Origin of the sequence: Enterobacter sichuanensis (genome assembly GCF_009036245.1) — a bacterium.
GTDB lineage: Bacteria > Pseudomonadota > Gammaproteobacteria > Enterobacterales > Enterobacteriaceae > Enterobacter > Enterobacter sichuanensis.
On sequence record NZ_CP027986.1, the window covers coordinates 4,032,802 to 4,059,374 of the forward strand.

Annotated in this window: 27 protein-coding genes; 8 read left to right on the plus strand and 19 right to left on the minus strand. The window is 49.7% G+C overall.

The window, feature by feature from the left end; genetic code table 11:
• Positions 1 to 5: 5 nt before the first annotated feature.
• The 3 genes from C1N69_RS19515 (at position 6) to C1N69_RS19525 (ending at position 4,128) form a co-directional block, all read left to right on the plus strand.
• Positions 6 to 1,775 (plus strand): terminase ATPase subunit family protein, encoded by a 1,770-nt coding sequence (locus tag C1N69_RS19515; RefSeq protein WP_155031748.1) that lies wholly within the window; start codon positions 6 to 8, stop codon positions 1,773 to 1,775.
• A gap of 1 nt (position 1,776) precedes the next feature.
• Positions 1,777 to 2,802: a phage portal protein gene (locus C1N69_RS19520; RefSeq protein ID WP_155031749.1), complete on the plus strand. Its 1,026-nt coding sequence runs from the start codon at positions 1,777 to 1,779 to the stop codon at positions 2,800 to 2,802.
• A gap of 426 nt (positions 2,803 to 3,228) precedes the next feature.
• A complete protein-coding gene (locus C1N69_RS19525; protein WP_155031750.1) occupies positions 3,229 to 4,128 on the plus strand; it encodes an SIR2 family protein in 900 nt (299 codons plus the stop codon).
• Between the two features lie 79 nt (positions 4,129 to 4,207).
• Here the strand turns inward: C1N69_RS19525 and C1N69_RS19530 are convergent, their stop codons facing one another.
• The 11 genes from C1N69_RS19530 to C1N69_RS19580 all read right to left on the minus strand — a co-directional run bounded on the left by C1N69_RS19530 (position 4,208) and on the right by C1N69_RS19580 (position 11,140).
• Entirely contained in the window at positions 4,208 to 4,939 is a 732-nt protein-coding gene (locus C1N69_RS19530; protein ID WP_155031751.1) for a hypothetical protein, read from the minus strand.
• Positions 4,940 to 5,021: 82 nt separating this feature from the next.
• A complete protein-coding gene (locus C1N69_RS19535) occupies positions 5,022 to 5,462 on the minus strand; it encodes a DinI family protein (RefSeq protein ID WP_155031752.1) in 441 nt (146 codons plus the stop codon).
• A 118-nt stretch (positions 5,463 to 5,580) separates the two neighbouring features.
• On the minus strand, positions 5,581 to 7,800 hold the full coding sequence (locus tag C1N69_RS19540; protein ID WP_155031753.1) for a replication endonuclease: 2,220 nt from the start codon (positions 7,798 to 7,800) through the stop codon (positions 5,581 to 5,583).
• Entirely contained in the window at positions 7,797 to 9,041 is a 1,245-nt protein-coding gene (locus tag C1N69_RS19545) for a phosphoadenosine phosphosulfate reductase domain-containing protein (protein WP_155031754.1), read from the minus strand. Before C1N69_RS19545 ends, C1N69_RS19540 begins: the two co-directional genes overlap by 4 nt.
• Positions 9,038 to 9,310, minus strand: a complete 273-nt coding sequence (locus C1N69_RS19550; RefSeq protein ID WP_155031755.1) for a DUF5405 family protein — start codon at positions 9,308 to 9,310, stop codon at positions 9,038 to 9,040. Before C1N69_RS19550 ends, C1N69_RS19545 begins: the two co-directional genes overlap by 4 nt.
• The gene (locus tag C1N69_RS19555) at positions 9,311 to 9,532 is read right to left on the minus strand and encodes a TraR/DksA family transcriptional regulator (RefSeq protein WP_155031756.1); all 222 of its coding nucleotides are present in this window, start codon (positions 9,530 to 9,532) and stop codon (positions 9,311 to 9,313) included. It lies immediately after the preceding gene.
• Positions 9,532 to 9,759: a DUF2732 domain-containing protein gene (locus C1N69_RS19560; protein ID WP_155031757.1), complete on the minus strand. Its 228-nt coding sequence runs from the start codon at positions 9,757 to 9,759 to the stop codon at positions 9,532 to 9,534. The genes C1N69_RS19555 and C1N69_RS19560 overlap by 1 nt, the downstream gene beginning before the upstream one ends.
• Before the next feature lie 67 nt (positions 9,760 to 9,826).
• Complete coding sequence (locus C1N69_RS19565) at positions 9,827 to 10,165, minus strand: DUF5347 domain-containing protein (RefSeq protein WP_000963463.1); 339 nt, start codon at positions 10,163 to 10,165, stop codon at positions 9,827 to 9,829.
• Positions 10,129 to 10,329: a phage filamentation protein Fil family protein gene (locus C1N69_RS19570; RefSeq protein ID WP_155031758.1), complete on the minus strand. Its 201-nt coding sequence runs from the start codon at positions 10,327 to 10,329 to the stop codon at positions 10,129 to 10,131. The genes C1N69_RS19565 and C1N69_RS19570 overlap by 37 nt, the downstream gene beginning before the upstream one ends.
• 7 nt (positions 10,330 to 10,336) lie before the next feature.
• Positions 10,337 to 10,846, minus strand: a complete 510-nt coding sequence (locus C1N69_RS19575; protein WP_155031759.1) for a phage regulatory CII family protein — start codon at positions 10,844 to 10,846, stop codon at positions 10,337 to 10,339.
• Between the two features lie 30 nt (positions 10,847 to 10,876).
• Complete coding sequence (locus C1N69_RS19580; RefSeq protein ID WP_001630878.1) at positions 10,877 to 11,140, minus strand: hypothetical protein; 264 nt, start codon at positions 11,138 to 11,140, stop codon at positions 10,877 to 10,879.
• A 129-nt stretch (positions 11,141 to 11,269) separates the two neighbouring features.
• Here C1N69_RS19580 and C1N69_RS19585 point away from each other — a divergent pair, with 129 nt between their 5' ends.
• From C1N69_RS19585 to C1N69_RS19595, 3 genes are read left to right on the plus strand one after another with little or no spacing between them, the layout of a single operon-like run.
• Positions 11,270 to 11,848: a phage repressor protein CI gene (locus C1N69_RS19585; protein ID WP_155031760.1), complete on the plus strand. Its 579-nt coding sequence runs from the start codon at positions 11,270 to 11,272 to the stop codon at positions 11,846 to 11,848.
• Positions 11,848 to 12,858, plus strand: a complete 1,011-nt coding sequence (locus tag C1N69_RS19590) for a phage integrase (protein WP_155031761.1) — start codon at positions 11,848 to 11,850, stop codon at positions 12,856 to 12,858. The genes C1N69_RS19585 and C1N69_RS19590 overlap by 1 nt, the downstream gene beginning before the upstream one ends.
• Positions 12,855 to 13,748 carry a hypothetical protein gene (locus C1N69_RS19595; protein ID WP_155031762.1) on the plus strand — a complete coding sequence of 298 codons (894 nt, stop codon included), beginning with the start codon at positions 12,855 to 12,857 and terminating at the stop codon, positions 13,746 to 13,748. The genes C1N69_RS19590 and C1N69_RS19595 overlap by 4 nt, the downstream gene beginning before the upstream one ends.
• Before the next feature lie 348 nt (positions 13,749 to 14,096).
• Here the strand turns inward: C1N69_RS19595 and C1N69_RS19600 are convergent, their stop codons facing one another.
• The 5 genes from C1N69_RS19600 to C1N69_RS19620 all read right to left on the minus strand — a co-directional run bounded on the left by C1N69_RS19600 (position 14,097) and on the right by C1N69_RS19620 (position 20,167).
• Positions 14,097 to 14,714 (minus strand): hypothetical protein, encoded by a 618-nt coding sequence (locus C1N69_RS19600; protein WP_155031763.1) that lies wholly within the window; start codon positions 14,712 to 14,714, stop codon positions 14,097 to 14,099.
• A gap of 44 nt (positions 14,715 to 14,758) precedes the next feature.
• Complete coding sequence (locus tag C1N69_RS19605) at positions 14,759 to 16,084, minus strand: McrC family protein (RefSeq protein WP_155031764.1); 1,326 nt, start codon at positions 16,082 to 16,084, stop codon at positions 14,759 to 14,761.
• On the minus strand, positions 16,081 to 18,063 hold the full coding sequence (locus tag C1N69_RS19610; protein WP_155031946.1) for an AAA family ATPase: 1,983 nt from the start codon (positions 18,061 to 18,063) through the stop codon (positions 16,081 to 16,083). Before C1N69_RS19610 ends, C1N69_RS19605 begins: the two co-directional genes overlap by 4 nt.
• Before the next feature lie 569 nt (positions 18,064 to 18,632).
• Complete coding sequence (locus C1N69_RS19615; protein WP_244956311.1) at positions 18,633 to 18,914, minus strand: hypothetical protein; 282 nt, start codon at positions 18,912 to 18,914, stop codon at positions 18,633 to 18,635.
• A gap of 569 nt (positions 18,915 to 19,483) precedes the next feature.
• The gene (locus C1N69_RS19620) at positions 19,484 to 20,167 is read right to left on the minus strand and encodes an outer membrane protein (RefSeq protein ID WP_155031765.1); all 684 of its coding nucleotides are present in this window, start codon (positions 20,165 to 20,167) and stop codon (positions 19,484 to 19,486) included.
• Between the two features lie 363 nt (positions 20,168 to 20,530).
• Between C1N69_RS19620 and C1N69_RS19625 the strand changes: the two genes are divergently transcribed.
• Positions 20,531 to 21,700, plus strand: coding sequence for a coiled-coil domain-containing protein (locus C1N69_RS19625; RefSeq protein ID WP_155031766.1), 1,170 nt, complete (start codon positions 20,531 to 20,533; stop codon positions 21,698 to 21,700).
• Here the strand turns inward: C1N69_RS19625 and C1N69_RS19630 are convergent, their stop codons facing one another.
• Positions 21,701 to 22,465: a siderophore-interacting protein gene (locus C1N69_RS19630; protein ID WP_155031767.1), complete on the minus strand. Its 765-nt coding sequence runs from the start codon at positions 22,463 to 22,465 to the stop codon at positions 21,701 to 21,703.
• A gap of 147 nt (positions 22,466 to 22,612) precedes the next feature.
• On the opposite strand from C1N69_RS19630, the gene C1N69_RS19635 reads away from it, so the two are divergent.
• Entirely contained in the window at positions 22,613 to 23,107 is a 495-nt protein-coding gene (locus C1N69_RS19635) for a PadR family transcriptional regulator (RefSeq protein WP_155031768.1), read from the plus strand.
• Here C1N69_RS19635 and C1N69_RS19640 read toward each other — a convergent pair.
• Both C1N69_RS19640 and C1N69_RS19645 read right to left on the minus strand, forming a co-directional pair.
• Positions 23,104 to 24,663, minus strand: a complete 1,560-nt coding sequence (locus C1N69_RS19640; RefSeq protein ID WP_155031769.1) for a methyl-accepting chemotaxis protein — start codon at positions 24,661 to 24,663, stop codon at positions 23,104 to 23,106. The two genes, C1N69_RS19635 and C1N69_RS19640, sit on opposite strands and share 4 nt — an antisense overlap.
• A gap of 336 nt (positions 24,664 to 24,999) precedes the next feature.
• The gene (locus tag C1N69_RS19645) at positions 25,000 to 26,520 is read right to left on the minus strand and encodes a methyl-accepting chemotaxis protein (RefSeq protein ID WP_155031770.1); all 1,521 of its coding nucleotides are present in this window, start codon (positions 26,518 to 26,520) and stop codon (positions 25,000 to 25,002) included.
• Between the last annotated feature and the right edge of the window lie 53 nt (positions 26,521 to 26,573).

A 26,573-nucleotide genomic window follows, 5' to 3' on the forward strand; every position in this document is an offset into this window, starting at 1 on the left:
CAAGCATGACTATTTCAACTGACCTTTCACTGTTAAATGACCCGCGACGGCAGGCGCGACTGTTGTACTGGCAGGGGTTCGCCGTGCCGCAAATCTGCGACATGCTGCAGCTCAAGCGCCCGACAGTGCAGAGCTGGAAGCAGCGCGACGGATGGGAAGAAACCGCGCCGATTAACCGCGTGGAATCGACATTAGAGGCACGACTTATCCAGCTCTACGCTAAGCCAGACCTGACCGCGCATGACTTCAAAGTCGCCGATTTTTTGTCGCGCCAGATGGAGCGGCTCGCGCGCATTAACCGCTACGGCCAGACCGGAAACGAGGTGGATTTAAACCCCAATATCGCCAGCCGCAACAAAGGGGATCGCAAAAAGCCGAAACGCAACTATTTCAGCGAGGAGGCCATAGAGAAGCTGGAAGAAATTTTCTTCGACCAGTCGTTTGAGTATCAGCTCAACTGGCATAAGGCCGGTTTAGAGCACCGCATCCGCCACATCCTGAAATCGCGCCAGATTGGCGCGACGTTCTACTTTGCGCGTGAGTCACTCCTGCGCGCGCTCAAGACCGGACAAAACCAGATATTTTTATCGGCGAGTAAAACGCAGGCATATGTGTTCCGTAAGTACATCATCGCCTTTGCCCGTCTGGTTGACGTCGACCTGTCAGGCGACCCGATTGTCATCGGCAATAACGGCGCAGAGCTGATTTTTCTCGGTACCAATTCCAACACTGCGCAGAGCCACAACGGGGACCTGTACGTCGATGAGATTTTCTGGATACCCAATTTCCAGCGCCTGCGCAAAGTGGCCTCGGGCATGGCGTCACAATCGCACCTGCGCACCACCTATTTTTCGACGCCGTCCACGCTGGCCCACGGTGCTTACCCGTTCTGGTCAGGTGAGCTGTTTAACCGTGGCCGCAGTAACCGCGACGAACGTGTCGACATTGATATCAGTCATCAGGCACTCGCCGATGGCGTGCTTTGTGGTGACGGCCAGTGGCGGCAGATTGTCACTATTGAGGACGCGCTCGCCGGTGGCTGCACCCTGTTTAACCTCGACCAGCTTAAACAGGAAAACAGCACGGATGACTTCCGTAACCTGTTTATGTGCGAGTTCGTCGACGATAAGGCGTCGGTATTCCCGTTTGAGGAGCTGCAGCGCTGCATGGTCGATGCGATGGAAGAATGGGAGGACTTCGAGCCGTTCGCCGACCGTCCGTTTAACTGGCGTCCTGTGTGGATTGGCTATGACCCTTCACACACCGGCGACAGTGCCGGGTGCGCGGTACTGGCTCCGCCGCTGGTTGCCGGTGGCAAGTTCCGCATCCTTGAGCGCCACCAGTGGAAAGGCATGGACTTTGCCGCGCAGGCCGAGGCCATCCGGGCGCTGACCGAGAAATACACCGTCGACTATATCGGCATTGATGCAACCGGCATCGGCCAGGGTGTTTACCAGCTCGTGCGCTCATTCTTCCCGGCAGCGCGCGCCATCCGCTACACGCCGGAAATGAAAACCGCAATGGTACTCAAAGCGAAAGACACCATCCGACGCGGGTGCCTGGAATACGACGCCGGTGCAACCGACATCACGCAGTCATTTATGGCTATCCGCAAAACTATGACCAGCAGTGGCCGCAGCGCCACCTACGAAGCCAGCCGCAGTGAAGAGGCCAGCCACGCGGATATCGCATGGGCAACCATGCACGCGCTGTTAAACGAGCCGCTTTCAGCCGGTAGCGGTATGCAGTCAAGCTCAATTCTGGATATTAACTAAGATGAAAAAGCGCCAAAAGAAACAGCCAAAACAGAACAACATGACCGCCAGCGCGCCCCAGAAAATGGAGGCGTTCACCTTTGGTGAGCCGTCACCAGTTCTGGATCGCCGTGACATCCTCGACTATGTCGAATGCATCAATAACGGCAAATGGTACGAGCCGCCGGTCAACTTCTCGGGACTGGCAAAAAGCCTGCGCGCCGCCGTGCATCACAGCTCCCCGATTTACGTTAAGCGCAACATCCTGACGAGTACCTACATTCCGCACCCGTTGCTGTCGCGTCAGGACTTCAGCCGCCTTGTGCTCGATTATCTGGTGTTTGCCAACGGCTATCTCGAAAAGCGTATGAGCGTGACCGGCCAGCTCATGAAGCTGGAAGCCTCCCCGGCCAAATACACCCGCCGTGGCGTGGAAGATGGCGTTTACTGGTACGTGTCGAGCTTTAACCACCCGCACCAGTTTGCCCCCGGTTCGGTGTGCCATCTGCTTGAGCCCGATATCAATCAGGAGCTCTACGGAATGCCGGAATACCTGAGCGCACTCAATTCAGCCTGGCTGAATGAATCCGCCACACTGTTTCGTCGTAAGTATTACCAGAACGGCGCGCACGCGGGTTACATCATGTACGTGACCGACGCGGCGCAAAGCAGCACCGACGTCGAGGCGCTGCGCTCCGCGATGCGCGACTCGAAAGGGCTCGGTAATTTCAAAAACCTGTTTTTTTACGCCCCGAACGGGAAACCGGACGGCATTAAGATCGTGCCGCTGAGTGAAGTCGCCACGAAGGATGATTTTTTTAACATCAAGAAGGTGAGCGCCGCTGACCTGCTCGACGCGCACCGCGTGCCGTTTCAGCTCATGGGCGGCAAGCCTGAAAATATCGGCTCGATGGGCGATATCGAGAAGGTGGCACGGGTGTTTGTGCGTAACGAACTGACGCCGTTGCAGGAGCGTTTCAAAGAAATCAATGAATGGCTTGGTATGGAAGTGATCCGCTTTAAGGATTACAGCATCGAGACAGAATAAACCCCGACTGAAATGCCGCCTCAGGGCGGCATCCCCTCAGAGCCAGCCAGACACCGCACACGCGACGCAATTGCACCAACATCACCATGAACGATCCCACACCTCAGCACGTCGCCACGACGCGCACAGGCGCGTAAAATAAATTCCGTCACCACGGCTGGCGCGCAGTGCTATCCCCGCCTCGCCTACCCGCTTTATGGGTCGGTTTTAATGCAGCTGCATATACCTCGAAAAAACTCGCCAAGCCTGGCAGGACGAACGGTTCACAACTCGATTAAGCTCATGCACTTTCATGCAGCATAGACATGCAGACAACCTTCCACAGAATCGAGCTATCAATTAGAAAAAACCTGTCTATCTTAACTGTTTTATCGCGCATTAATGATTAAGATGCATAGCATAACTTACTGTTTATAAGGAAACAAAATGGGAACGTTATTTTTATTCGGTGCCGGGGCTAGTTTTGGTAGTGGTCCATGCAACGGAGGGAGGCCTCCGTTAGGAGGTGATTTAATAGACGCAATGAGAACTGAAGGGCATATCTCAAGGACAATACAGGGTGAAATGCTTGAACTTTTCAGGAAGGATCCAGAAATGGCAATGATAAGATTTTTCGAAGAAAGAAACAGTGACGTTACGAACCTATTAAAAGAGATGGCTGCCGCATTGGCAAGATTTAGCATCAGAAAGGGTAATCACTATCTTGAGCTCATAGCCATGATAAAGAAAAAAAAGAACATTTATCTGGCCACAACTAACTATGACCTGCTCATTGAGCAAGCAATATTGTCACATCGAAAACACGTGCAGTACAGTACCAACAACCGCATTCACAACAGCGTATCTCTTTTAAAGATACACGGCTCATGTAATTTCATACCTGCGGGCAGAGTCACAGGAGTTACTTTTCGGCACGCCCCAGGTGCTGTAGGTGCATTCACTGATGGTGACATTAACATCTATAGCAACCAACAAGAAATCATTAATTATTGCAAGAGTGATACGTCGTTAGCTCCTGCTGTTGCCATGTACCATCCAGAAAAACCAGTTCTCTTTTGCCCCAGCATTGTTACTCTGCAACAGCAGCAGTTTAAAGAAAAGCTTAAAACATCCAATAAAATTATAATTATCGGTCTAAAAATAAATCCTGCCGATCATCACATATGGGATGAATTAAATAAAACCAAAGCTGATATATACATCGTTGATAAACAAAAACAACCAGTTATGGAATGGAAAAAACAAACAGCCAAAACAAACATTTTCTATTTATCAGATACTTTCGAAAACTCCCTTAAGCCAATAGAACGACTATTAGGTCGCTAACGCCTCGCAAAGCTCGTTGCTCAACCCCGCCAGCACTGAAAGCGAGTTTCAGCACCGGCGGCATTTGTCAATTTATTGTTTAATTGTCGAGTATCGAATCGACCTCACCCGTTCGCACGTTGACGCGTGCCGCTACGGTCTGTTTGACCACGCCGCCATAGGTATTAGTGCCGCGAAACGTTGTTTTTACAACGGCATGCGGGTCTTTATTCAAAATCAGATGGTAGACCGTTGAAACGTGTTTATAAGAGGAATCATCATTCATGCTGGCTTTTATCAGCTTCTCTAACGGGCGATAAGAGCCATCCCAACCGCTAAAATTACCCTGAAATGCATCAAGGTTGATTTTATTATTCAGAGATTGTGGATCCTTCTCGAAATCATTGAAACACCACCCCAACACATCACCGAGCTTTAACGCATCATCTTTAGTAAAAGTGTACTCACTCATACAGGCATAAAATGCATCAGCAGAGTTGGCCGGTACACCTTTGAAGTCCACATAGTCTTTAACGATATCGTGCCGGGTTTCTTTTGGCTCGTTGCGATATTCTTTGAGAGTTTTATCTGCATACTCAAACGTTGGCGTTGCCGGTTCCGCTTTAACCGCCGGTGCGTCAATTTTTGCCACTGGCTGACTTTTTTCAGTCGGCCATAAGATTGAGCCAATAACGCCAAGCGCCAGACAGCCACCGAGATAAACTGCACTGGAGCGCTTACGGCTCGGCATTCGAACCAGCGACGGCTTGATTAACCCCACGATAAAAGCAATAAATAGTGCCAGAGATAAAAATGCTATTAAGGTATCCATGATTTTCCTTTGTGTGTAATCCCCATACAAAACAACCCCATGCTATCAAACATGGAGTCGAGGGTTGCACATTTTTCAGGGATTAACGCCAGCTCTCATCTTCCCAGACTTCCTGAAGGATGCTATCCAGCGCCTCGCGGTCTGAATCTTTATCGAACCCCATCAACTCGACACCGGTCATGGATCCCTTTTTAACAGTAACGCGCGTCGACGGGAAAACAGACTGTATTCGCCTGGTCAATTCGCATTGAAAAGCATCAATTATCGGCTGTCCTATTTTTTGGTCTTTATCTAACGTGATATTTACCTTCACCTTGCTCTCCTTTGCAAAAGACTCATCGACAGGCTGAGCGGAAAAAACAACGGAAAAATTATTGTTTTTCATTAGGTTGCCTTTTGCTATTTCCGCAATCAAATTTAAGGCAATTTCTCGGTCTCGCTCCTGACAAGCACCCTCAGTCGTCAGACGCGCAATCATTTCGACACGTTCAATCATGACATGCTCTCTTAACTCTCTATCCACACAACCTCCACAACGTGATACTGTATAAATATACAGTACCACGTGTCGATAAATGGTGTGAAGAAAAAAATCACAAAGAAATGCACTGTATGTGCATGATATGGATGAACATTGTCGCTTAGGTTTTCGTTGCCATTTCTGTTAAAGCCGCTACACGATTGAGGATTTTCCTAGCTTTAGCCTGATGCGATGGCGCTGCGGAAAATATTTCTCCTTTGGCAGTTCCGCGTAGCCATTTGCCATCAAAACAACTTTTACCACCAGCCATCAGGTGCAGGGCTTCGCCCCGGCTGATATTAATGCCGGTTGTAAGATGTATCTCATCGATAGTTTTCGCTATAGCTGCGTTTTGCTCATCCGTTCCGTGGATGAATTTTCGCTGTGAAACTGCTTTTTTCTCTCTAAGCTGGTTCGTCAGAGCTCGCCTTTCTCGCCTACTCAGTGGTTTTGATAAATCGAGCGCCGATGGATCGCTTTCGCTTCCCGTACAGTTATTGACAGAACTCCGAGAGGGCGCAGAAGCGCCCTTAACGTCAACGGCCAAATCAACGGCACGCTTCGGCACAATTTTCCACTGCGTTAGCCGGGTTAAAATCGGAGTACCTGCACCAACAGCGGAATCGTACACTCCACGAATGCAGACGGTTTCCTCACCATACTGGTTAAACTCGGCGCGCGGTTCATACAGCGTGCGCACCTGCAAATCATCGCGACGGACAAACGGGCCACCCTGCGCATTAACGTAACCAGCCCAGTCACCAGCGTCAGCGGCATCATGGACGGCGGCGAACTCAACGCTCAGACCATGTGCGGTCTCGGTGTCAGCGAGACGGCGCAACTCACGGTAGACCGTCACTGGCGCACCGCCGATAAACTGAAACTGACGGATGTGCCAGCGTGCCGCCCATGCGGAAACGGCGGGGGCTGTCTCTTTCAGCAGCTCACCGCTTTCGTCATCGGTTTCACCATCAAGAGCATAGCCGTCGATGTTTTTGGAAATGTATTTAGCGACATAACCGGTAGCGCTGCCCTTTTCCGGGTCAATGGCTTCGGCATGGAAGCGTGCCTTTTTGGCTTTCTCGCTTCTCAGTTCGTGGCGTTCTTCCTCCCACGCATAATCACGGACGATGAGGCGCACGCGCTCGACGTCTTCCGGCAACATGAACATAAGCATGTGCCAGTGAGGCGTTCCGTCGTGATGAGGCTCGGCAACACGTATGCCGAAAATGCGGATTTCTTCCCGGTGCAGCTTGGCGCGTATGCGCGCCCAAAGGCCGGTGAGATAGCTCTGCGTGTCCGACGGGCTGGCACCGTTCCATTTGCTGTTACGGTAACCAGCTTTGGTGGTGGCGTGATATTTAGATGGTGCAGTCAGGGTGTAAAACTCCCCGACATAACCGAGCTCATTACAGATATTTTCAAACCCACGAATGCGGGTCATCAGCTCGCAACGGCGTATCGCAGGATTAGCGACCGAGCCATCGTATTTTTCAATCAGGCTGATGCGGTTGCCGTCTTCGTCTTCGAGATCCAGCCCCTTGAGAAATTCGCGCGTGCGGCGCTTCTGCTCGCGCCAGTCAGTCACGCAGTTTTTACTCGCGTAGGCATGCTTTTTCTTGCTGACGTTTCCGATAGCAATTTGCAGATGTTCGCGCCATGCAGCCGCAATGCGACGCAGACGACCACGCCACCACACATCATTAAACATGCGGGTGATAGCCGGAGCTATTTCATCCTCGCCGACATATTTCTTTGTCACCTGTTCCCAATGCGGCGGGTTAACGTTGAATTGCAGGGAAATAAAACCGGCGCGCATGTACCACGTGTACAGCGTTTTGAGCTCGCTAAATCCGGTGTCATCAATGTCGGCCAGTTCAGCACGAATGAAATTAGCGATATCAGCGGCCAACAGGTCAATATCGGCGCGCGACATATCAGGGAGGCGGTTGTATCTGGCGACCATATTAACCATGCGTGATGCCAGATATTGCATAAGCTGGGTATCAAAATATCCCCCGAAAACAGCGGCTGATACGTTGCTGTTGATACCCGCGCACTCATATTTTTTTGCAACTAGTTCAAGACGCGGCAATGCCTTTTTGCAGAAGCTGATTAAAAAGGCATTGGCTCGTTGACTGCCCTGAGTTTGCTCCAGCACTGCAGCGGTGCGATAAACGTCAAAACGCACGCACTCAGGCTGGAGAGAAAGCACCTTTCTCGCATGCAGCAAAGCCGCGAACATACGGTCGCGGCGATACTGTTGCTCATAGGTAAGATATGGGCTGGCTATTGCCGACCGTGGAGCATTCCACGGATAGGCATAAGAAATGGAGCTCATTCGCACAGGCCGTAGCGCGAGGAGCAAGTAGCCGTATCAAGACTGGCTTTAACGAGGTCATAGACCTTTCCGCCGCGACCAGTTTTAGCCCATTCAACAACATCGCCAACGCCAGGGGAATTAAGCCCCCCGCGCGGGCCATAGAATCCCGACCAATCGATGTTCTGGACTTCTGGTGCAATCCCTAACATCTGAACATTGCGGCCAAGAGGTAAATCAAACTGCTTCATCCAGCGCTGGCTAACTTCTCCAACACTCATCCAGTGTACCCAGCGGCTGGTCAGGCGAACTTTAAGTTCCCATTGTTTGTGCTTCTCGATGTGTTCAGGCCAGCGCGCTGCCGTCTCGGCAATTTCTTCTTTGTTGCTAAGAACACAGTTCATACAGCCAACACGCGAAGCTCCCTGCATGTATAGTGGGTTTGGCTTAATACCAAAATATTTATGCAGAGCAAAAACATCGGCTGCTGTCCACTGATGGATAGGCAGAAAATTATATAAAAATTCCTGGTCTCGTCGGTCAGGAGCGAAACGCTCATAACCAGCTCGCTTTGATGACTCATCGGCTCGTACACCTGACCATTGAACAACAACATCACCATCGTCCAGCATTGGCAGCATTGTTTTTTCATAAGCGATTTGAATTTTCAGTTCATCAGTACAGAAACGGTCGCGCAGCATTGGAAACTTGCCGTGAAGCAATGCACAGTCCAAGAAGCTGTTTCCTGATGGATGTAAAACTGAAAGTGCCGCGTCGAGGGGGGTTTCAAATTCAATTCCCCACCGTTCAGCGGTACGTAACCACGCTTGACCGAATTTAGTGTCCGAGCGAGCAAGGGACGGCATCACAATTCCACGATACACTCCCATACGGATTGCCTGACGTTTTCGCCAGTTTTTCTCCAAATATGCGCGGCGTTTAGCAAAGTCAGCCTCTGTGTAAACCCGTTTAACTACCTGCACTGGGTTGCAGCCAATTTGCTGATGGACGTTGCGAGCAGATTCAACAGTCAACTCATGCTCGTTATCAGTGTCCGCCATTACAGCTTGCACACGGTTTCCGAACAGTGCATTAGCGACAGCAAGAGTCGCAGTGCTGTCTTTACCGGCAGAATAATTCACGACTATTTTATGGTCATCTGGGATACGGAATAAATTCAAATAGCGGTGGTATGCTATTTCGATTTCCCTGACCTTCTCCGCAATATCAGATACAGAAATTACAGTAGCTGACTGGCTCATTTTTCCCCCTTAAATTCCGCAGAGCAGATAGCGCTAACCCTCTCTATTTCCGACGCCATTTCAGAAAGAGAATTAATCGTTGCAGTTTGAATATGGTGATGAACCAGACCGGAAATAAGCTGGTTAATCTTTGGGTAATAGCCGATGGTATCGAGCCATTCCTCGCCAACTTTATTACCTGACTTAACGACTTTCTTTTCATTCAGGATGAATTGATATTGGTCGCTTGTAATAACCCATTTGTCTCCGACTTCTATACGAATACTCATTTATACGCCCCTATAATGTTTTGATTTGAGCTCGGCGATTTGCTGACAAGTCACGCAAAAGGCCACGCCCGGTATCGCAATACGGCGAACTTCCGGAATTGGTGCGTCACATTCTTCGCAGAGAAAACGGGAAGGTGCAGCGATACGACTACGCGCGTTGCTGATGTGGCGTTCGCGGTCTTCCTGCTCGCGCTGTTGTGCTAAATCCATTGCGTCGGCCATTAGTGCAGCTCCTGTAATTCATTCTCAAAGCGGGTTGCTTCACGGCGCAGCAGTTCGGCAGCTTCGGTGCCGCTCATACCTTCTTTGGTGATATGGATAGCCAGCGCCTCAAGGCGAATGGAAACAGCGAGCGCGCGGTCTTTACGCTCCTCTTTTTTTGCATCGGTCAGCAATACGGCCAGCGCATCACTATCAGTGTTAAAACTACGGATTTCGGTATTACGCATAATTAACTCTCCTGATTTCGGGCAATAAGAAGCCCGGCGGGTTTACGCCATTAAATTTCTGTTTGGATTAATTCGGCATGGTTAGCCGTTTGGGAAATAAACTCACCACTGCACGAAAATGATTCATCGCTGTAATAAGCGCCTTTTTCTCGTCAGTAGTCAGCTCACTTAATTCGAGCTCATGACGAGCCGCCGGTATTTTTGCCAGAAAGAAAATAGCGGCCAGCGCCCGATTATTTTCTTCAAATTGTGGGTCACGTTTATCGCGCATATCATCGACAAAACGCTCAACCTCTTTCCAGCTATCGCCCCAATATCTCGCGCGCAATTCAGCCACATGATTGAGACCGGCCAGACGTTCTCCCGCTTTTAGCGGAACAGTCGCGGAAACAGCTTCGATAGCCACGATTCCCCCTGCTTTTGAGTAGAGAGACCAGCCAATAAATCAGCCTGTGAGTGACTCGGGTGCCAGCGCTTGCCGTCCTTACCTGCGATCCAGCCGTGGCCGTAGTGCATGCAGGGGCTTTGCTTAACGAGCAGAGACGCGAATGACGGTTCACTTTTCAGCATACGCACCTCAAATCAGACCGAATGACGCGCCAATACCGCTCATGGTATCGACCACGCTCGTCATAGCGGGATTAGTCTGCAGACGTGCATGCAGCGCCAGTGCCGACAATGACAACATGCGAATGCCAGCGTTAACGCTTTCAATCATGTTGTGCTTGCGGGCAGAGGTCAGACGTTCATCAGATACCGCACCGCTCGCCAGTTCGCCGAGTTCACGCATTGCGCGCATTACATAAGACTGCAATTTTTCTTTAGCCAGCTCATTAACCGGCACGCATGGCAGGCAATGAATCTGCGCCAGAAAACCATCAACAAGGGTTGAATCTTCGGTCAGGTCAGTCAGCAGCCACAATTCAGGCGGTGTGAACTGGTGAGGCTGTTCAGGGTTGAGCTTGTTACGTAACGTTTGAACGTTCATACCCGCACGCTCGGCCAGCTTCGCCATGTTGTGACGCTGCGCAAAAGCCCGGCATGCTTCGTCATAGTGGGGATGTTTGGAAACCTGAAAATCAAACATGTTGCATCCTTACAATTCACATAAAGTGAATTAAGCGCCGATGACGAGTTGAAAACGGGAATGACCCAACGCCTTACGCAACTGCTCTTCTTTCCAGCGTGCGTAATAAATACGAATCGGGCCCCCGGCTTTCTTGCAGCCTTTACGGATGGTGCGGGGTTCGATTGGTACACAAGGGTTGTCGCCGGTTGTCCAGCGGTAAGCGGTGCGTTCAGATACACCCTCAAGCTCTGCGAATTGCTGCAGAGTAACGATAGGTGCAGGCACTTTGATGATTGCGATTTCAGAAGCCATATTGCATGATTCCCTATTAGCCAAGGTTTGCAATTGATTTGACTCTGTTTGCCAACACTTGCCATCAATTGCGTGGGTTTAGCCAAAATATATCTCCCAATTGAGAGATAGTAAATAGGTTTTATCGAAATGAGAATAGATTCTTTAGGATGGAGCAACGTAGATGTACTTGACCGCATCTGCGAGGCGTACGGATTTTCACAGAAAATTCAATTAGCTAACCACTTCGATATCGCATCCAGTTCATTGTCAAATAGGTACACCCGAGGCGCTATCTCCTATGACTTTGCGGCTCACTGCGCCCTTGAAACAGGTGCTAATCTTCGGTGGTTACTTACCGGAGAAGGGGAAGCGTTTGTAAATAACAGAGAAGCTAGCGACGCTAAAATGATTGAGGGATTCACATTAAGTGAAGAAATCCTCAAATCCGATAAGAAACTGAGTATTGATGCCCAATTTTTCACAAAACCACTCACAGATGGGATGGCTATCCGTTCCGAGGGGAAAATTTATTTTGTGGACAAGCAAGCATCATTGTCTGACGGCCTATGGCTAGTCGACATTGAGGGAGCAATAAGCATTCGAGAGTTAACAAAACTACCGGGCAGAAAACTACATGTTGCAGGCGGGAAGGTTCCTTTCGAATGCGGCATTGATGATATTAAAGCGCTGGGGCGTGTGGTGGGTGTATACAGCGAGGTTAACTGATGACCGTCCGTAAAAATCCGGCTGGCGGTTGGATTTGTGAACTCTACCCAAACGGCGCAAAAGGCAAACGTATCAGAAAGAAATTCGCTACCAAGGGCGAGGCTCTGGCGTTTGAACAGTACACCGTTCAAAACCCGTGGCAGGAAGAAAAGGAAGACAGGCGCACGTTAAAAGAGCTGGTTGATTCATGGTATAGCGCTCATGGCATTACACTGAAAGACGGCTTGAAACGCCAGTTAGCCATGCACCATGCTTTTGAGTGTATGGGCGAACCACTCGCACGCTATTTCGATGCGCAGATGTTTTCCCGCTACCGAGAAAAACGGTTAAAAGGTGAGTATGCCCGTTCAAACAGAGTGAAAGAGGTATCGCCTCGCACACTTAATCTTGAGCTGGCCTACTTCCGGGCGGTGTTCAATGAGCTAAACCGCCTCGGAGAATGGAAGGGTGAAAACCCACTGAAAAATATGCGCCCATTCCGCACAGAAGAAATGGAAATGGCCTGGCTAACTCACGACCAAATTTCGCAACTGCTCGGAGAGTGTAAACGGCATGACCACCCTGATGTAGAAACCGTGGTAAGAATCTGTCTCGCCACTGGCGCACGGTGGTCTGAGGCTGAGAGTCTGAGAAAAAGCCAGCTCGCGAAATACAAAATCACATACACCAACACTAAAGGCAGAAAAAACCGCACCGTCCCAATCAGCAAAGAGCTCTATGAGTCTCTACCTGATGATAAAAAAGGCCGGTTGTTTAGTGATTGTTATGGCGCGTTCCGTTCAGCTCTGGAAAGAACAGGCATTGAGCTACCGGCAGGACAGCTAACCCACGTTTTGCGCCACACCTTCGCCAGCCACTTTATGATGAATGGTGGTAATATTCTTGTCTTGCAACGCGTGCTCGGCCATACCGACATCAAGATGACAATGCGTTACGCACATTTTGCTCCAGACCACTTAGAAGATGCAGTAAAGCTCAATCCACTTAGTACTCTTAAGGAACACCAATGAAAAAGTGTCCTATCTGTAACAAGCTAAGCAACCTCGATAATCATCTCTATGAACTATCTATAGCTTGCGAATACTTTAAATCCGACAGATATGATAATTTTTCAAATATTGCTGAATGGCTTAAGCTTTCAGCATACCTCGATGAAGTTCAAATTGCCCCAGAAAAATACGCAGGCTCTGACCTGATATGGTGCAGACCTGCTGCCGAAGCATATGAAGCTGAACGGCTCCATTACAGCCGCTACTCAACTGCACTGACCCGTTTTCTATATACCTCTAACGCATTAGAGGAAACATACCGTTTCGCCAGTACGTATTACTCTCTTTCGTCAAAGGAGATTAAAAGTAATAGAGAGTACAATGACAGTAAGAAAAGTGTTCTTTTGTTCGAAAAAACCGACGAACAAAATTTACCTGTAGGCTTCTATCATTATTGTGACAACTTGTTTTCGAGATTCGAGAAGTATAAAAAAGAATATGACCCTCAAATAAGCATTATTAAAAACTACCCAAAGAGTCACAAGTGTCACGGGCTTCATATAGTTCGCAACCTAAGAAATTTTATTGCGCATGGTACAATTCCAATAAATCTTGTGCCTGAATATTACGGTTCAGCCGAGATGTGGCATGTATTGCATAGCTTACTAATTTCTGCGACTCGGGTCACAGCGCTCTATATACAATCATTTCTCCTTGAATTTGGCGACAAGTTTGACATGCATGCTTACCTCCAAAGGATGGATTATGACTACTATCTTGAGCGGCAAGATGACATGCTTGAAGACAATCCCGAGCATGTAGCAATGCCAGTACCTTCAGGCGCTCAACAGCTGATGACTAATCTTCACCTGAAGGATGGCTTTGGCTATTTGAAAATTGCGATGTATTGATAGTAAATGTGGCGATAAAGTGGCGGTAGAAATGGCGAATAATGGGTAATCATTGGCAAACAATGGCAGTCTATGTCAGTGATAAATAAAGCAAACTATTGATTTTCGGTTGTTCCGGTAGGAACTCATAATCGCTTGGTCGCTGGTTCAAGTCCAGCAGGGGCCACCAGACATATCAAGGAGTTAGATACGAAATTATCTAACTCCTTTTTCTTTGCGTCGAATCAGGGTCTGGAAATGGGTAAGTCCAGCTATAGGGCAGGATCGTCTACCGGGGGGTTAGTCCATAAATGGCTCTGAGCAGTTTGTTAAACCCGTGCCGATTCAATATAAAGCGTTAAACTGGAATTAAGGCATTTTACTCTTTAAACAAGCATGCTTTTTCACGGTGCTAAGCTTTGTTATTTTGATGGCTTCTTTCTCAAGAAGACAAAGGCTTACTGAGCAAATTTTAAAGTAATCATTACCAGTGAATGGCTCTGAATGTGAATAACTGCGTTCATTATTTACCGAAGAACAGCCTGCGGAATGCAGACAGGTTGAATTTGTAAGGTCCAGCTCACTGCTTCTCTCACTTCTTTTAAGCAAATTTAAAACATAGCCTTCAGGATTTTCTTTTAGCCAGTATTTATATTGCATTTCGCTGTTGTGAATTTCTTCACTGTGGAATCGCACAACAGATGAATTCTGCTCAGTAATATATTTCATTGCTGCCAACAAATAGGAGGCTTTGAAAGTCACATCCTGATAGTCTTTTGCTAACAAACTTTCACTTTCTTCAAACCGCTCAACAAACGCTGCAACTTCTTTAGGATCGATACGGCTGATATTATTTTTTCCATTTCGGACAAACAGCTTTGTTTCTTCAGCATAGAGAGTAAAAGGTACATTTCTTGAGCCAGTGAATAGCTCAACTGGTTGGGAAAATGTATCCAACAGTAAATGGTAAAAATCTTTATAGAGCATGATTACTTCTCCCTCGCCATTCTAACTTTCTAGAAGTGAATGGCTTATTCATAAGCCGTTGCAGGATCATCACCCGGAAAGCAGCGGAACGAATCCCGCCATTCACCTTTTACTAATCCCCCCGATTCAAGGTCAAATGGCACGCACCACAATGATAAATCTTCGTCGAAACGGAACACCGGTAGCGGTTTAGCAAAGTACTGATGCCGCGGATAAATCAACATCATATTTCCTTGCCCATGGAGATACTTCTGCCCATAGGCAAACATCTGATAGAGGTCAGCCTGGCTGATTTCATACTTCCTTAGGCTGTCACCGGCTCTGCTATCTAATAGTTTCCATTTAGCATCGAGGACCAACGTCTGCCCACCGATGATAAGAAAGTCCGGTTTAAGCATAAACCATCGTTGAGATGACTTTTCGCTAACAGGAACATGCTCTAGCAAGTACTGGCTCTTAGTCTGTTCTATGAGTTGGTAATCATGATGCAACGCTCCAGACAGACCGTATCCTACCCAGCCCTCATATAACTTCTCCATCGGGAACAACAAAGAAATTCCCTGATGCGACCCATGTTGAAAATCCGGATTCATCTGTTCAAGAACGAGTTTGCACCACGGTTTTATGGCGCGATAACCCAAAAGATATTTACCATCACTCCATTGCCTCATGGATTGTGTTTTACTACCACAAATAGGCTTAATGCCATCCAGTTGGTGGCTAAGTGAATTTGCCTGCCTCCAACTCTGTCCTTGCCTGGTCATTTTAAGCGCCCAATCCAAAGCGGTCCGCAACAGACGGTTCTCGATACGCTGTGGGGAAAACTCGGCATAACGCACATGAAAATGAGTCTCTCTGCCCGGAGGCGTTCTCATCTGCGCAGTGACATTCCATTGACCACGGATGAACGCGCTATGTTCATCCTCGATAAGGTGGTAATCAAAACGCAGCCCTTTACGCACTAACTCAGTAAGATGCCGCAAAAATTCACTGATTATCCATTCATGTAGAGGCTGGTCACTACATTGCAATGCCGCCTGGTTCGCCTCACGGGGTGTAATACCTAAAGAGATGCTTAGCATTCGGCGTAAAAGCAGACGCAGGGAGACTACTTCAGTTGGAGCTTCAAATGTGGTTTTTGGTAAAATTTCAATTGATTCGCCATTCGGGGATTGGAGATAACCGACATAACTTCCCAAACGCAAAAAACGCTTCCCTTCTCGGTTGAGAATTTGAGAAGTACCACTCCACTTTTGTTGCAATTGCTCAAGCCAGGAAAAGGTTGCCTCAGAGACAATCCCCAAGTCCATACTGGCTAGTTGAGAGTTATCACAGGTAAGCAGAGCGTATTCCCGAACCTGGATCATCATGCGACAATACCCTGATAAGCTTCTGCCGACACGAAAGCATGCTCATTGATACGGAAACGCCTGTCAGACAAACTATCCGCAATATCTTTCGGGAATAGAGCAGAAAATGATGGTAGTTGTGCTGACTGTTGCAACAGGATAAAACGATTTTCTTTCGCTTTCACCGAATCATTCAGCACCCAACCGATACGCTCATAATCGTCAAAGAAATACTCTCTCAGCAATGGAATGATTTTGTCCTTGAAAATGCTGGCAAGACAGGTCTCGCGGTCGTCATTATCATCTAATTTCTTTAATGGCATAAAGTAAGCATGACCAATCATATGCTCACTATCCAACAGCGCTTCGATACGTTGATTAATACGCGTCAACAACGTTTCGACATTAACGCCAAATACCGTGACCCCTGCTAGCAGTTCCGGGCGTGAGGGCATTTCGGTAAAGCTAAAACGTCGTCTTAGTGCCAGGTCCATTTGAATCAGGGATTTATCCGCAGTATTCATCGTCCCAATAACATAGATATTTTTTGGCACTGAGAATGTTTGTTTTGAATAGGGGAGCATGAGTGACCGCTCGTCATCAGCCCCCTGACGCTTGTCCGGTTCAAGAAGAGTAATAAGCTCACCAAATATACGCGCTATATTACCGCGATTGATTTCATCTATTATCAGTACATGTGGAAGATCCTGACTATCGACATTCTCAACTGGAGCCAACAACTGTGTTAATTTTTCACGATCAATCGTCGTATCCTGCAATTCATAAAGGGTCATCTGAGATAGCGACTTGGTGAAAATTTGCTCTTTAGGCAGACTTGGGGTGTATGTTCTTAACCATTTAACTGAGCGCATTTGATGGTAATACTCACGCTCATCATTGGGGAAGTAACTATATTCTCCAGTAATTTCAGCTATAGCACGGAACTTATGATTCCCATCAGAGACGACGACTAAATCACCTTTCTTAATAATATTTTTAAAAGTATTAACGGCGACTGCCATATAATTACTGGTGCCTTCCAGTGACTGTTTTGCTGATGCAATCCGAGCTTTAACTGATTCATAGGTTGGGCAATTACTAAAGTCGATATCTTCTCCCCAGCCCAGGAGGACATAATTGTTTGCCAGGCAATCTTCATACACATCCTCTTCTCCCCCCATGGTATTACCCAAAGACATTTTCCAGATCCGTCGACCTTTGAGAGAGATAGATTGTGTAGCATTCCCCTGGATCTTAACCCTGGCATTCAGACACAGCTGTTTAAAAATACCATCCACCACGTCGTAGCGTAGCGCGCCCGATTTTTCATCAGTTGTCGCGCGAATTCCTTCAATAAAGTCTTCATAGGAGAAACTCTGATGGAAAGTGGTAAACATAATGCGCTGCTTTTCTACCAAGGCCTTATAGCGTTCTTTTACCAACTCCCGAAAGTCATTGCCATGTTGTTCTCGCGTAGCTTGTTGGTACCAGGCATGATCGGCAATTTTGACCGCCATTTCGGTCGTCGTATAGGTTTTACCTGTGCCAGGTGGTCCGAAGAGAATCTGATTTAAGGGGTACATAGGCGATCGTTCCTTGTGTTCGTTGTCTCTTTTTAGTTCGGTTTGAGGAATCGAAGAGGGTTGACCACCCAGTAAAGTCACCAGCGCCAGTAGCGCTTCGACTGATTCAACATCAGCCGCGAAACCATATTGAGACGTACCATTATCTTTCGGGTAACGACGGTAGCTGGTGCTTTTTACTTTTTCCCAAAGGCAGTGTATACCCGCAATACGATCAATGTCCGCCTTTAAGGATAGGGTTTCTGGTGCAAGAACCAATGGGCTCTTGTTAACCACGCCATCCCGGCTACGTTTGACATACAGATACTTTCCATTCCCAAGCGCATGCTCGGATGCATAGCTTGGCTCGAATTTTCCAGCCTCAAGCCGGTAACCCAATTCATTCAACGCCTGGTATATCTCGAGCGAATTCAGCATTTCCTGCACCACACTCCTTGATGAAAAGGCGTTAAGCCCCTTCCAACATATCTAACACAACCCGATCAAAGCCGTTCGCCAGTCAGAGTTAGAGAGGTATTGCACCATCAACTCTGCTATCTGGTAAATGCGTTGCCATGTCATCACCTATTCATTTTCGCTTACCTCACCCAATCAAATTTTGGGTCAGGCAATGGGCCAGGTAACGATATTACTGCCGCAAACATTTACGGGCAAAGAGAAACCAAGGTAAAGAAATAACACAATGATTTATATCACCTTAAATCAAGGCCCCGCATAAATGAGAACATATAGGAAATAATGATTTTTATGATTCATAATCGCTTAGTCGCTGGTTCAAGTCCAACAGGGGACACCAAATTATTGCTTAAGAATCATTTAATTAAGCCACTCTAACGAATGGCTTTTTCTATGTAACTGACAGTATCCCATTACCGTTACATAGCATCTTAACTGAACCCGATCTCGATCCAGCCCCCAACAGTATGACGTAAATCTGAACACACTAACTCCGCCTCACCTGCCGCCTTGTGGATCAGTTTTGAAGATTAGCTTTTGTATCGAGTGACATGGTGGTAAATTTTTTTCGTTACAAAAATGGCGAGTACACCCATCAGAATGGAAGCTAAGCCAAGGAAAATCAATAAAGAAAGGATATGACTGAACAAGCCACCAAAGCTTGTAAAATCACTTAATCGAGCAAACTGCTCTGGAGTAAGTACACGAACGACGATCTCCGGAATAGTGAGAAAGAAAATAATCACCACCAGAACATAAATTGCCACTCTACCGCTTTTTTTCATTTTCTTGCTTGCCCCTATGACGATCATGATCAATTATTGGCAGGGTAATTTTACAACAAGGCAAATTATAATGGCAGACAGCTATGTAAAAATGAAGGTGAAATCAGAAAGGAATTTTACCCTGACGATTACTGCCGCAATGTCTGTCGCGAGGTAATAAATAAAGACCACCGTCCGACATTAGCACTTGTCGAAATCTATAACCGAAGCGATGTTGCTCTTGATATACCACAAATGACAAAAATAATTTATCAAATTGAATCAGGTGGCAACAATGAGGAAATAATCGGTGATGCTTTATATGAGTTATTAAAAAGATGAAACGAACAATATTATGGTTTCTGCAGTCATATATTTATTATATCCCTATAGCGCTCATCGTTGCTGGCGCTTATCTGTTTGCGCGTTTCTTCCCCGACTATTTTGGTCTTCTTACCCTGGCATGGATCATCATCGTTAGCTATTTTTATGTAAAACATAATCGTTGGTTTTGATGGGATTCAGGAAACCTACATGCCACATGCACGCAAGAAAAAAGCCAACCCCGCACTTCCACGGTGTTGGCCCTGTTTTAAAGCAGTGACATTCACAACAGGTTAAAACACGTAACGCATGCCCAGCGTAAATTCGTTAGAGACGATATGCGCCTTCATCTGCTCATCCTTTAAGCCACGCATGTTCGCATAATTGTTATATCCACTTTCGATCTTACCCATATCGATATAGCGATAGCCCAGATCGACATACAGACGCTCAACCGGCGTGTAGCTTACGCCTGCGCCTAATGCGTAAGTCAGGTTGTTTTGCGTCGTCGAGCCGTATTCACGGCCAGGATTGCCCTGCCAGCCGCCGGCTTTAATCCTGCTCACACCAAGCCCTGCAGTACCGTAAAGAGAGACACCGTAGCCCAGTTCATAATCACGATAGACGTTCAGCATCAGACGTTCTGTTTCCGTCTTAAGATGATCAAAACCGTTAGGGAAGGCGCTGGAACCGTTGGTGTATTCGGTTTTCTGCTTAAAGGTATATTCACCTTCAGTGCGCCAGCCGTTACCAAACTGATAACCCGCAGCAATCGCCGCGCCGCCTAAGTGTTCTTTTTGTTTACCGCCCACAAACTGCCCGACACCCGGACGGGAGCTGGTATCCATCTCTTTGGCCCGCTGTTCAATCTGCAGATATTTTGCCGAACCGTAATACCCTTCTTCCGTATTTGCCGCCAGAACGGTAGCCGGGATCATCGCGACAGGCAGGGCGACTACAATAGCTTTCATCTTCATCTACACTCCTTTGGAAAAACATTCCGCACGGCGAACCCTCGTCTGCCGGTGTCAGGAAAAGTCAGTGAGACGAAGCATAAGCACTCCCGAAAGGGCAAACTATTCGGAGGAATACGCGTTTTACCTGGTAATTTTACGTAGGGACTGGTCTTGTTTTTAAAACGATTGTTATTTATTTCAATGGATTAGCGCTTATCATCAAAATCAACCTGCTCATTTCATCTGTTACGCGCCCATCTTCACATTCTGCAATTCTAAAGAAATCCCCCATCGCGCCGATCATCATCCGTGTGTATTATTTCCTGTAGCTTTTACAACAACTACCCTTAACTCAAATACTTAAGCGCCAAAGCGAAAGGCATCATGAGCACACCGATCAAACGGCTAGAAATCATTAAAAATGCCATTGAACTGGAAGATGACGACATCATCCAGAGCCAGCTGACACGCCTGAAAAATGAAGCGTTTGACGATGCGCTACAGGCAATCGTCGTGGCGCTTGAGGAGAAGAACTACACCGCGGCGATGGCAGCAATCGTCGCCTGGCTGCAGGGCCAGCGCGCCGTGACCCCATGGCGCGACCCGCAGGTGGCGGCCAGCAAGCTGGAGCTGAAGGCGCTGGAAGAGCGTCTTCGCGATCTGATTGACCGCCGCAACGCGCGGGTGCAGCAGCTGGATGAGTTTAACGATCTCTATTTCTCCCGCCTGGGTCCCCTGATGCAGCAGATCCTCGCCCTGCGTAAAACCCTGGCCGAGCTAAACCTGCGTCGTCAGCAGGCGGAGGCGCGTCGTCGCGAGGAAGATTACCGTCGCTGCCAGCACTATATGGCGCAGGCGGTAGAGGTGCTAGCGACGCTCACCCAGCGCTGGCGCGATCTTCCGGCAGATTCCGTACAGGCCGCCGAGGCGCGTAAGCATCTGGAACAGCAAAGTAATCTGATTGCCAACCTGCTGGCCGAGGCGCTCGAGCTGGAGAGCGGCTTAACCCGCGAAGAGGAGCCTGCGCGGCAGGCCCGCGACGAGGCCAACGAAGAGTATGAGAAGTATCGCGAGCAGCATCACGATGCCGAAGTGCGTCTGCGCAAGGGGAAAGATCTTTCGGACGAAGATCGGAACGAACTGAAGCGACTCTGGCGGCAGGCGAGCAAACTTTGCCATCCGGACCTGGTGGCGGACGACCTGAAAGAAGAAGCCAACGCAATGATGGTGCAGCTTAACCAGGCCAAACAGCGTGGAGATGTGAAAGCCATCCGCTCACTGGTGGCCCGTTTGCAGCAGGGCTTCGAGCCGCTGATGGCCAGCGACAGGCTGAACGATCTGGAGCGTATCCGCAAAAAAATGGCGCAGGTCCGCGAGCAGATCGACATTTTAGTGAACGAGCTGGCGGAGCTGGAGAAAGAGGAGTCCTGGCTGCTGGTCTCGTCGCTGAGCAATATGGAAGCGTACTTTGCTCAGCAGGAGAAGGCGCTGCACGAGGTCCGCGCCTCGCTCGAACATCAGGTGAACGAAGCGCAGCTGGATTCCGCCGCCTGACTATTTGTCGTGCCAGTATGCGCTGGCACGCACCAGCTGCGGGTCAATCGCGTCGGTTTCAAACTGACGGCTCAGCGTTTTCACCACCTTCCCTTCCCCGGTGAGCCAGATGAAGTAGTCCTCCGCCGGGACGCTCAGCGCCGCCAGATGATCTGCGACCGCCTGCTCGCTGTGCCCCACCACCCAGGTGATATCGAACCCACTCAGGTGCGCCAGATACGCCTTATAAGACTCGTCTCCAACCGTCACTACCGCATGAACCTCCGGGCGAACCGGCAGTTTAGCAAGGCTCTCTAAGCGCCGACGCAGCGCGGGCATGCCGGATTCATCGCACACGTACAGCTGCCAGGCGTAATCTTCCGGCACCACCAGCGAACCGCGCGGGCCGCCGATGGTCAGTCTGTCGCCCGCTTTCGCCTCAAGGGCCCAGCGGCTGGCAATACCGCCATCATGAATGAAGAAATCAAGCATCAGTTCATGACGGGCTTCATCGTACAGCGGTGTATAGTCGCGCGCCTGCGGACGCACGCCTTCACCCCAGTCGATGCCTTCATCGGTCACCACCGGCGGTACAAACGTTGTCCCGGGGGCCGGGAAAAAGACTTTGGTGTGGTCGTCGAAACCGCGGGAGCTGAAGCCCTCCAGCGCCTCGCCGCCTAAAACAATGCGCTGGAAGCCCGCGCTGACGCGCTCAACGCGAAGCACCGTCAGCTCGCGAAAACGCAGCTCATTACGAACACGCTGTGGGTAACGGGTAGATGCCATTTTTAGACCCTTCTCTGGTGAATACGATATATCTAAATCAATCTTCAAATGATAATGATTACTAATCAGAGAAAAAGCAAGATCTTTTAGATTGCATCTGAATATATCTTAGATATAGTTTAGATATATCAAATCAAAGGGGATAGTATGCGACACGAACACGAGGGCGGCGGACGTCGACCGCGCTTTTTCGGCCACGGCGACCTGCGGCTGGTGATTCTGGATATCCTGACCCGCAACGCGAGCCACGGCTATGAGCTGATTAAAGAGATCGAGAACCTGACCCAGGGAAACTACACCCCCAGCCCTGGGGTGATCTATCCGACGCTGGACTACCTTCAGGATCAGGCCTTTATCACCATTACCGAAGAAGACAACGGGCGTAAGCGGATTGCGATTAGCGCTGCAGGACAGCAGTGGCTGGATGAAAACCAGGAACAGCTTGAACACATACAGGCCCGCATTAAAGCGCGCTCCGTCGGCTTTCAGCTGCGCAAAAACCCGCAGATGAAGCGGGCCCTGGATAACTTCAAAGCGGTGTTAGACCTGAGGGTGAATCAGGGAGAGCTCAGCGACGCGCAACTGAAGCAGATCGTCGGCGTGATTGACCGCGCGGCGCTGGAGATCTCCCAACTGGATTAAGCCGGCGCGTGTTCGCTCACGCGGAAGACGCGTACCAGCTCTTTAAGGTGCATCGCCTGTTCGTTAAGCGATGCCGCCGCCGCAACCGACTCCTCGACCAGCGCGGAGTTTTGCTGGGTGGTGGCATCAATCAGGCCAATCGCGCTGTTGATCTGCGAAATCCCCTCCGTCTGCTCATGGCTGGCCTGGCGGATCTCGCGCAGGATCACATCCATCTCCTCCACGTTGCCGACCATCCCGTTGATTAGCGCGCTCGCTTTCTCCACCAGGTTCATCCCATCCTGAGTTTGGCTGGTAGAACTCTCAATCAGCTCGCGGATTTCACTGGCTGACGACGCGCTCTTCTGCGCAAGCTGGCGCACCTCACCGGCCACCACCGCAAAGCCGCGACCGTGCTCGCCGGCACGCGCCGCTTCCACTGCCGCGTTCAGCGCCAGAATGTTGGTCTGGAACGCAATGGCGTCGATCAGGTCGATAATGTCGGACATCCGGTTCGAGGTCTCATTAATCAGGCGCATTTTGCTGGTCACCTGCTTCATCATCTCGCCGTTGTTTTTGACCACCGTGGCGGCATCTGCCGAGAGGTTGGTCGCTTCCCCGGTGTGCGCGGCCGTGTTTTTCACCGTCGCGGTGATCTGCTCCATTGAGGCGGCGGTCTGTTCAACGGAACTTGCCTGCTCTTCCGTGCGCGCGGCCAGATCCTGGTTCCCGGCAACAATCTGCGCGGCGGCGCTGGAGATATTCTCCGAGCCGGTCTGGACCTGCTGTACAATATCCAGCAGGCGCGTTTTCATCTCCATCAGCGCATGCAGCAGCAGGCCCGTTTCGTCTTTGCCGTGCGGCGTGATGCTCCCCGTCAGATCGCCTTCTGAAATCGCTTTTGCAAAATTCACCGCCTCGCCGAGCGGACGGGTGATAGCGCGCACAATTAACCAGCCAATCAGGCTACCTGCCGCGACGCTAAAAAGAGTAATCAGGATCAGCAGCAAACGGCTGGACCGGAAATCCCCTTCCACCTGCGCGCCAGCACTCTGCATCTCGCTGTTTTGAATGGCAATCAGCTCCTTCACCTTCGCTTTATAAGCCTGCTGCACGGCGAGAGTGGTGGTCATCATCTCCTGAATGGCGCCCTCACGATTGTTGTTCTGCACCGCCTGCAAAATGCGGTAGCGCGAGTCCAGATACTGCTGGCGCACGCTGCGGATCTCCGCCAGCACCTGCTGAGACTTTTGATCCTGCAACGCGTTGTTCAGCTCGCCCAGGATCACCGTGATATGCTCGCTGATCTCTTTCAGGCGCTGCTGAGACTGCCCCGTGTAAGTTCCCCGTTCATCCAGCAGCATCATTTGCTGAGTGCTAATAAATTCCTGGAAGTTATCAATTAACTGGTTCGCTTTTACCGTGGTGGGATAATCACGGGTAATAATGGATTGCATCCCGTTATTTGCCCGGTTCAGGCTCAGCAATGACAGGCTCGCGCTGATGACCATCAGGACAATAAAGAACCCAAACGCCAGAAATAATTTCGTGCCGATCTTTACGTCATGTAGGAACATATTTTCTCCATCGATGTGATTATTTCTCAGACGATCGCTGTTATCGGTAACGGACTAGCTAACTTTATGACTTTGATCGTTTTTTTATTTCATAACCATCACAATGGATAGGTAGCGACTATTAATATTGCTTCATCGATCGTTACCAGACCGCCGGACGGGGCTTTTTCGAAATAGCATTCTGAAGAACTGACTTAGGCAGGAATAAATAACTGAGGCACTTTCTTTAGTTATTTAATATAAGATTAACATTAAACCACATGAATAGTTACAATCAGAAAAATAAAAAGCCGCTTATTCCTTACGGTATAAACGGCTTTTCTGGAACATAATGGCTTAATGGAGCACGGTCACGGCATCCTTAAGACGTCCGGCGCGGTGTTTCACCATCGCAGAAATGTGCGCGCTCTCCTCGACCAGGTCGGCGTTTTTCTGCGTGATGCTGTCGAGCTCAGCCACCGCGCGGGTTAACTCTGACAACCCGGTGGCCTGCTCGGACGTGGCGTGGCTGATCTGGGCGATCAGCTGGGTCACGTTCTTCACCTGCTCAACAATATCATCCATTGTGCGACCTGCGGCGTGTACCTGTTCGGAGCCGGACTGCACCTTGCTGGCGCTGGCATCAATCAGCTTACGAATATCATTTGCTGCGCTGGCGCTGCGGCTGGCGAGATGGCGAACTTCACCAGCCACCACGGCAAAACCTTTCCCCTGTTCGCCGGCCCTTGCCGCTTCAACAGCCGCATTCAGCGCCAGAATGTTTGTCTGGAACGCAATGTCGTTAATCAGGGAGGTAATGGAGCCAATGCGCTGCGTGCTGTCGGCGATGTCATCCATGGTTTTAACGACGGTCTGCATCGCATTACCCCCTTTCGTCGCCGCACTGCTGGCAGCCACAGAGAGTTTATCCACCTCGGCGGCGGTTTCAGAGTTACTCTGTACGGATGCGGCCATCTGGTTCATTGTCGCGACGGTCTGCTGCACGTTTGCCACGGTCTGACGCGTACGATCGTTCAGATCGTCATTTCCCTTCGCCAGCCTGTCGCTGCCGTCACGGACGCTCACCACCTGGCTCGAGACGTCATTGATCAACCAGCGGCACATCAGGCCCAGCTGCCCTACCGCCCGCAGCGTTAGCCCCAGCTCATCGCTGCGGTTCAGATGCTCCACGCTGTTGCGCTCACCGGTTGCGACCCTCAGCGCCTGTCGCGCCACATTCTCTACCGGGCGGACAATCTGTTGCTCAAACAGCAGCGTCCCCAGCAGCATCACCACCGCAGCAGCGGCGAGCGGTGTCCAGCCTGCGGAGGTGGTAACCAGCGAGACGGCGAGTACGGCAAAGAGTACCGCCATCACGCTGCGCACGCGCCAGCGCAGCGGCATGGCCGGTAGTTTACCCAGCCAGCCCTTTCTGACCACCAGCCCTTTATGAATACGTTTCTTACAGCTTCCGTCATTCAGCGCCCGGTAGAGCGGCTCCACGGTGGCAATTTCCTCCGCAGTGGCCCTGGTGCGAATCGACATATAGCCTGTCACCTGCCCGTGGCGCACCATCGGCACCGCGTTAGCACGCACCCAGTAGTGGTCACCGTTTTTACGTCGGTTTTTGACGATCCCGCTCCACGGCTCGCCCTGCTGCAGCGTGTACCACATATCGGCAAACGCGGCTTTTGGCATATCGGGGTGACGCACCATATTGTGTGGCTGGCCCGTCAGCTCATCGAGCTGGTAGCCGCTCACCTGCACAAAGGTGTCGTTGGCGTGGGTGATGTAGCTGTGGATGTCTGTGGTAGACATTAAGGTGGTGTCATCGTCCAGAGGATATTCATTCTGGGTGACATAGGTTGGAGAGGACATCGTGGGCATCCCTTGCAGGTTATTTGAATGTTAATTTTGTGGGTCAATGTTTT

Coding starts and splice junctions, on each gene's coding strand:
- C1N69_RS19515 (WP_155031748.1), top strand. CDS start 6: ATGACTATTTCAACTGACCTTTCACTGTTAAATGACCCGCGACGGCAG.
- C1N69_RS19520 (WP_155031749.1), top strand. CDS start 1,777: ATGAAAAAGCGCCAAAAGAAACAGCCAAAACAGAACAACATGACCGCC.
- C1N69_RS19525 (WP_155031750.1), top strand. CDS start 3,229: ATGGGAACGTTATTTTTATTCGGTGCCGGGGCTAGTTTTGGTAGTGGT.
- C1N69_RS19530 (WP_155031751.1), bottom strand. CDS start 4,939: ATGGATACCTTAATAGCATTTTTATCTCTGGCACTATTTATTGCTTTT.
- C1N69_RS19540 (WP_155031753.1), bottom strand. CDS start 7,800: ATGAGCTCCATTTCTTATGCCTATCCGTGGAATGCTCCACGGTCGGCA.
- C1N69_RS19545 (WP_155031754.1), bottom strand. CDS start 9,041: ATGAGCCAGTCAGCTACTGTAATTTCTGTATCTGATATTGCGGAGAAG.
- C1N69_RS19550 (WP_155031755.1), bottom strand. CDS start 9,310: ATGAGTATTCGTATAGAAGTCGGAGACAAATGGGTTATTACAAGCGAC.
- C1N69_RS19555 (WP_155031756.1), bottom strand. CDS start 9,532: ATGGCCGACGCAATGGATTTAGCACAACAGCGCGAGCAGGAAGACCGC.
- C1N69_RS19560 (WP_155031757.1), bottom strand. CDS start 9,759: ATGCGTAATACCGAAATCCGTAGTTTTAACACTGATAGTGATGCGCTG.
- C1N69_RS19570 (WP_155031758.1), bottom strand. CDS start 10,329: ATGCTGAAAAGTGAACCGTCATTCGCGTCTCTGCTCGTTAAGCAAAGC.
- C1N69_RS19575 (WP_155031759.1), bottom strand. CDS start 10,846: ATGTTTGATTTTCAGGTTTCCAAACATCCCCACTATGACGAAGCATGC.
- C1N69_RS19580 (WP_001630878.1), bottom strand. CDS start 11,140: ATGGCTTCTGAAATCGCAATCATCAAAGTGCCTGCACCTATCGTTACT.
- C1N69_RS19585 (WP_155031760.1), top strand. CDS start 11,270: ATGAGAATAGATTCTTTAGGATGGAGCAACGTAGATGTACTTGACCGC.
- C1N69_RS19590 (WP_155031761.1), top strand. CDS start 11,848: ATGACCGTCCGTAAAAATCCGGCTGGCGGTTGGATTTGTGAACTCTAC.
- C1N69_RS19595 (WP_155031762.1), top strand. CDS start 12,855: ATGAAAAAGTGTCCTATCTGTAACAAGCTAAGCAACCTCGATAATCAT.
- C1N69_RS19600 (WP_155031763.1), bottom strand. CDS start 14,714: ATGCTCTATAAAGATTTTTACCATTTACTGTTGGATACATTTTCCCAA.
- C1N69_RS19605 (WP_155031764.1), bottom strand. CDS start 16,084: ATGATGATCCAGGTTCGGGAATACGCTCTGCTTACCTGTGATAACTCT.
- C1N69_RS19610 (WP_155031946.1), bottom strand. CDS start 18,063: ATGCTGAATTCGCTCGAGATATACCAGGCGTTGAATGAATTGGGTTAC.
- C1N69_RS19615 (WP_244956311.1), bottom strand. CDS start 18,914: ATGATCGTCATAGGGGCAAGCAAGAAAATGAAAAAAAGCGGTAGAGTG.
- C1N69_RS19620 (WP_155031765.1), bottom strand. CDS start 20,167: ATGAAGATGAAAGCTATTGTAGTCGCCCTGCCTGTCGCGATGATCCCG.
- C1N69_RS19625 (WP_155031766.1), top strand. CDS start 20,531: ATGAGCACACCGATCAAACGGCTAGAAATCATTAAAAATGCCATTGAA.
- C1N69_RS19630 (WP_155031767.1), bottom strand. CDS start 22,465: ATGGCATCTACCCGTTACCCACAGCGTGTTCGTAATGAGCTGCGTTTT.
- C1N69_RS19635 (WP_155031768.1), top strand. CDS start 22,613: ATGCGACACGAACACGAGGGCGGCGGACGTCGACCGCGCTTTTTCGGC.
- C1N69_RS19640 (WP_155031769.1), bottom strand. CDS start 24,663: ATGTTCCTACATGACGTAAAGATCGGCACGAAATTATTTCTGGCGTTT.
- C1N69_RS19645 (WP_155031770.1), bottom strand. CDS start 26,520: ATGTCCTCTCCAACCTATGTCACCCAGAATGAATATCCTCTGGACGAT.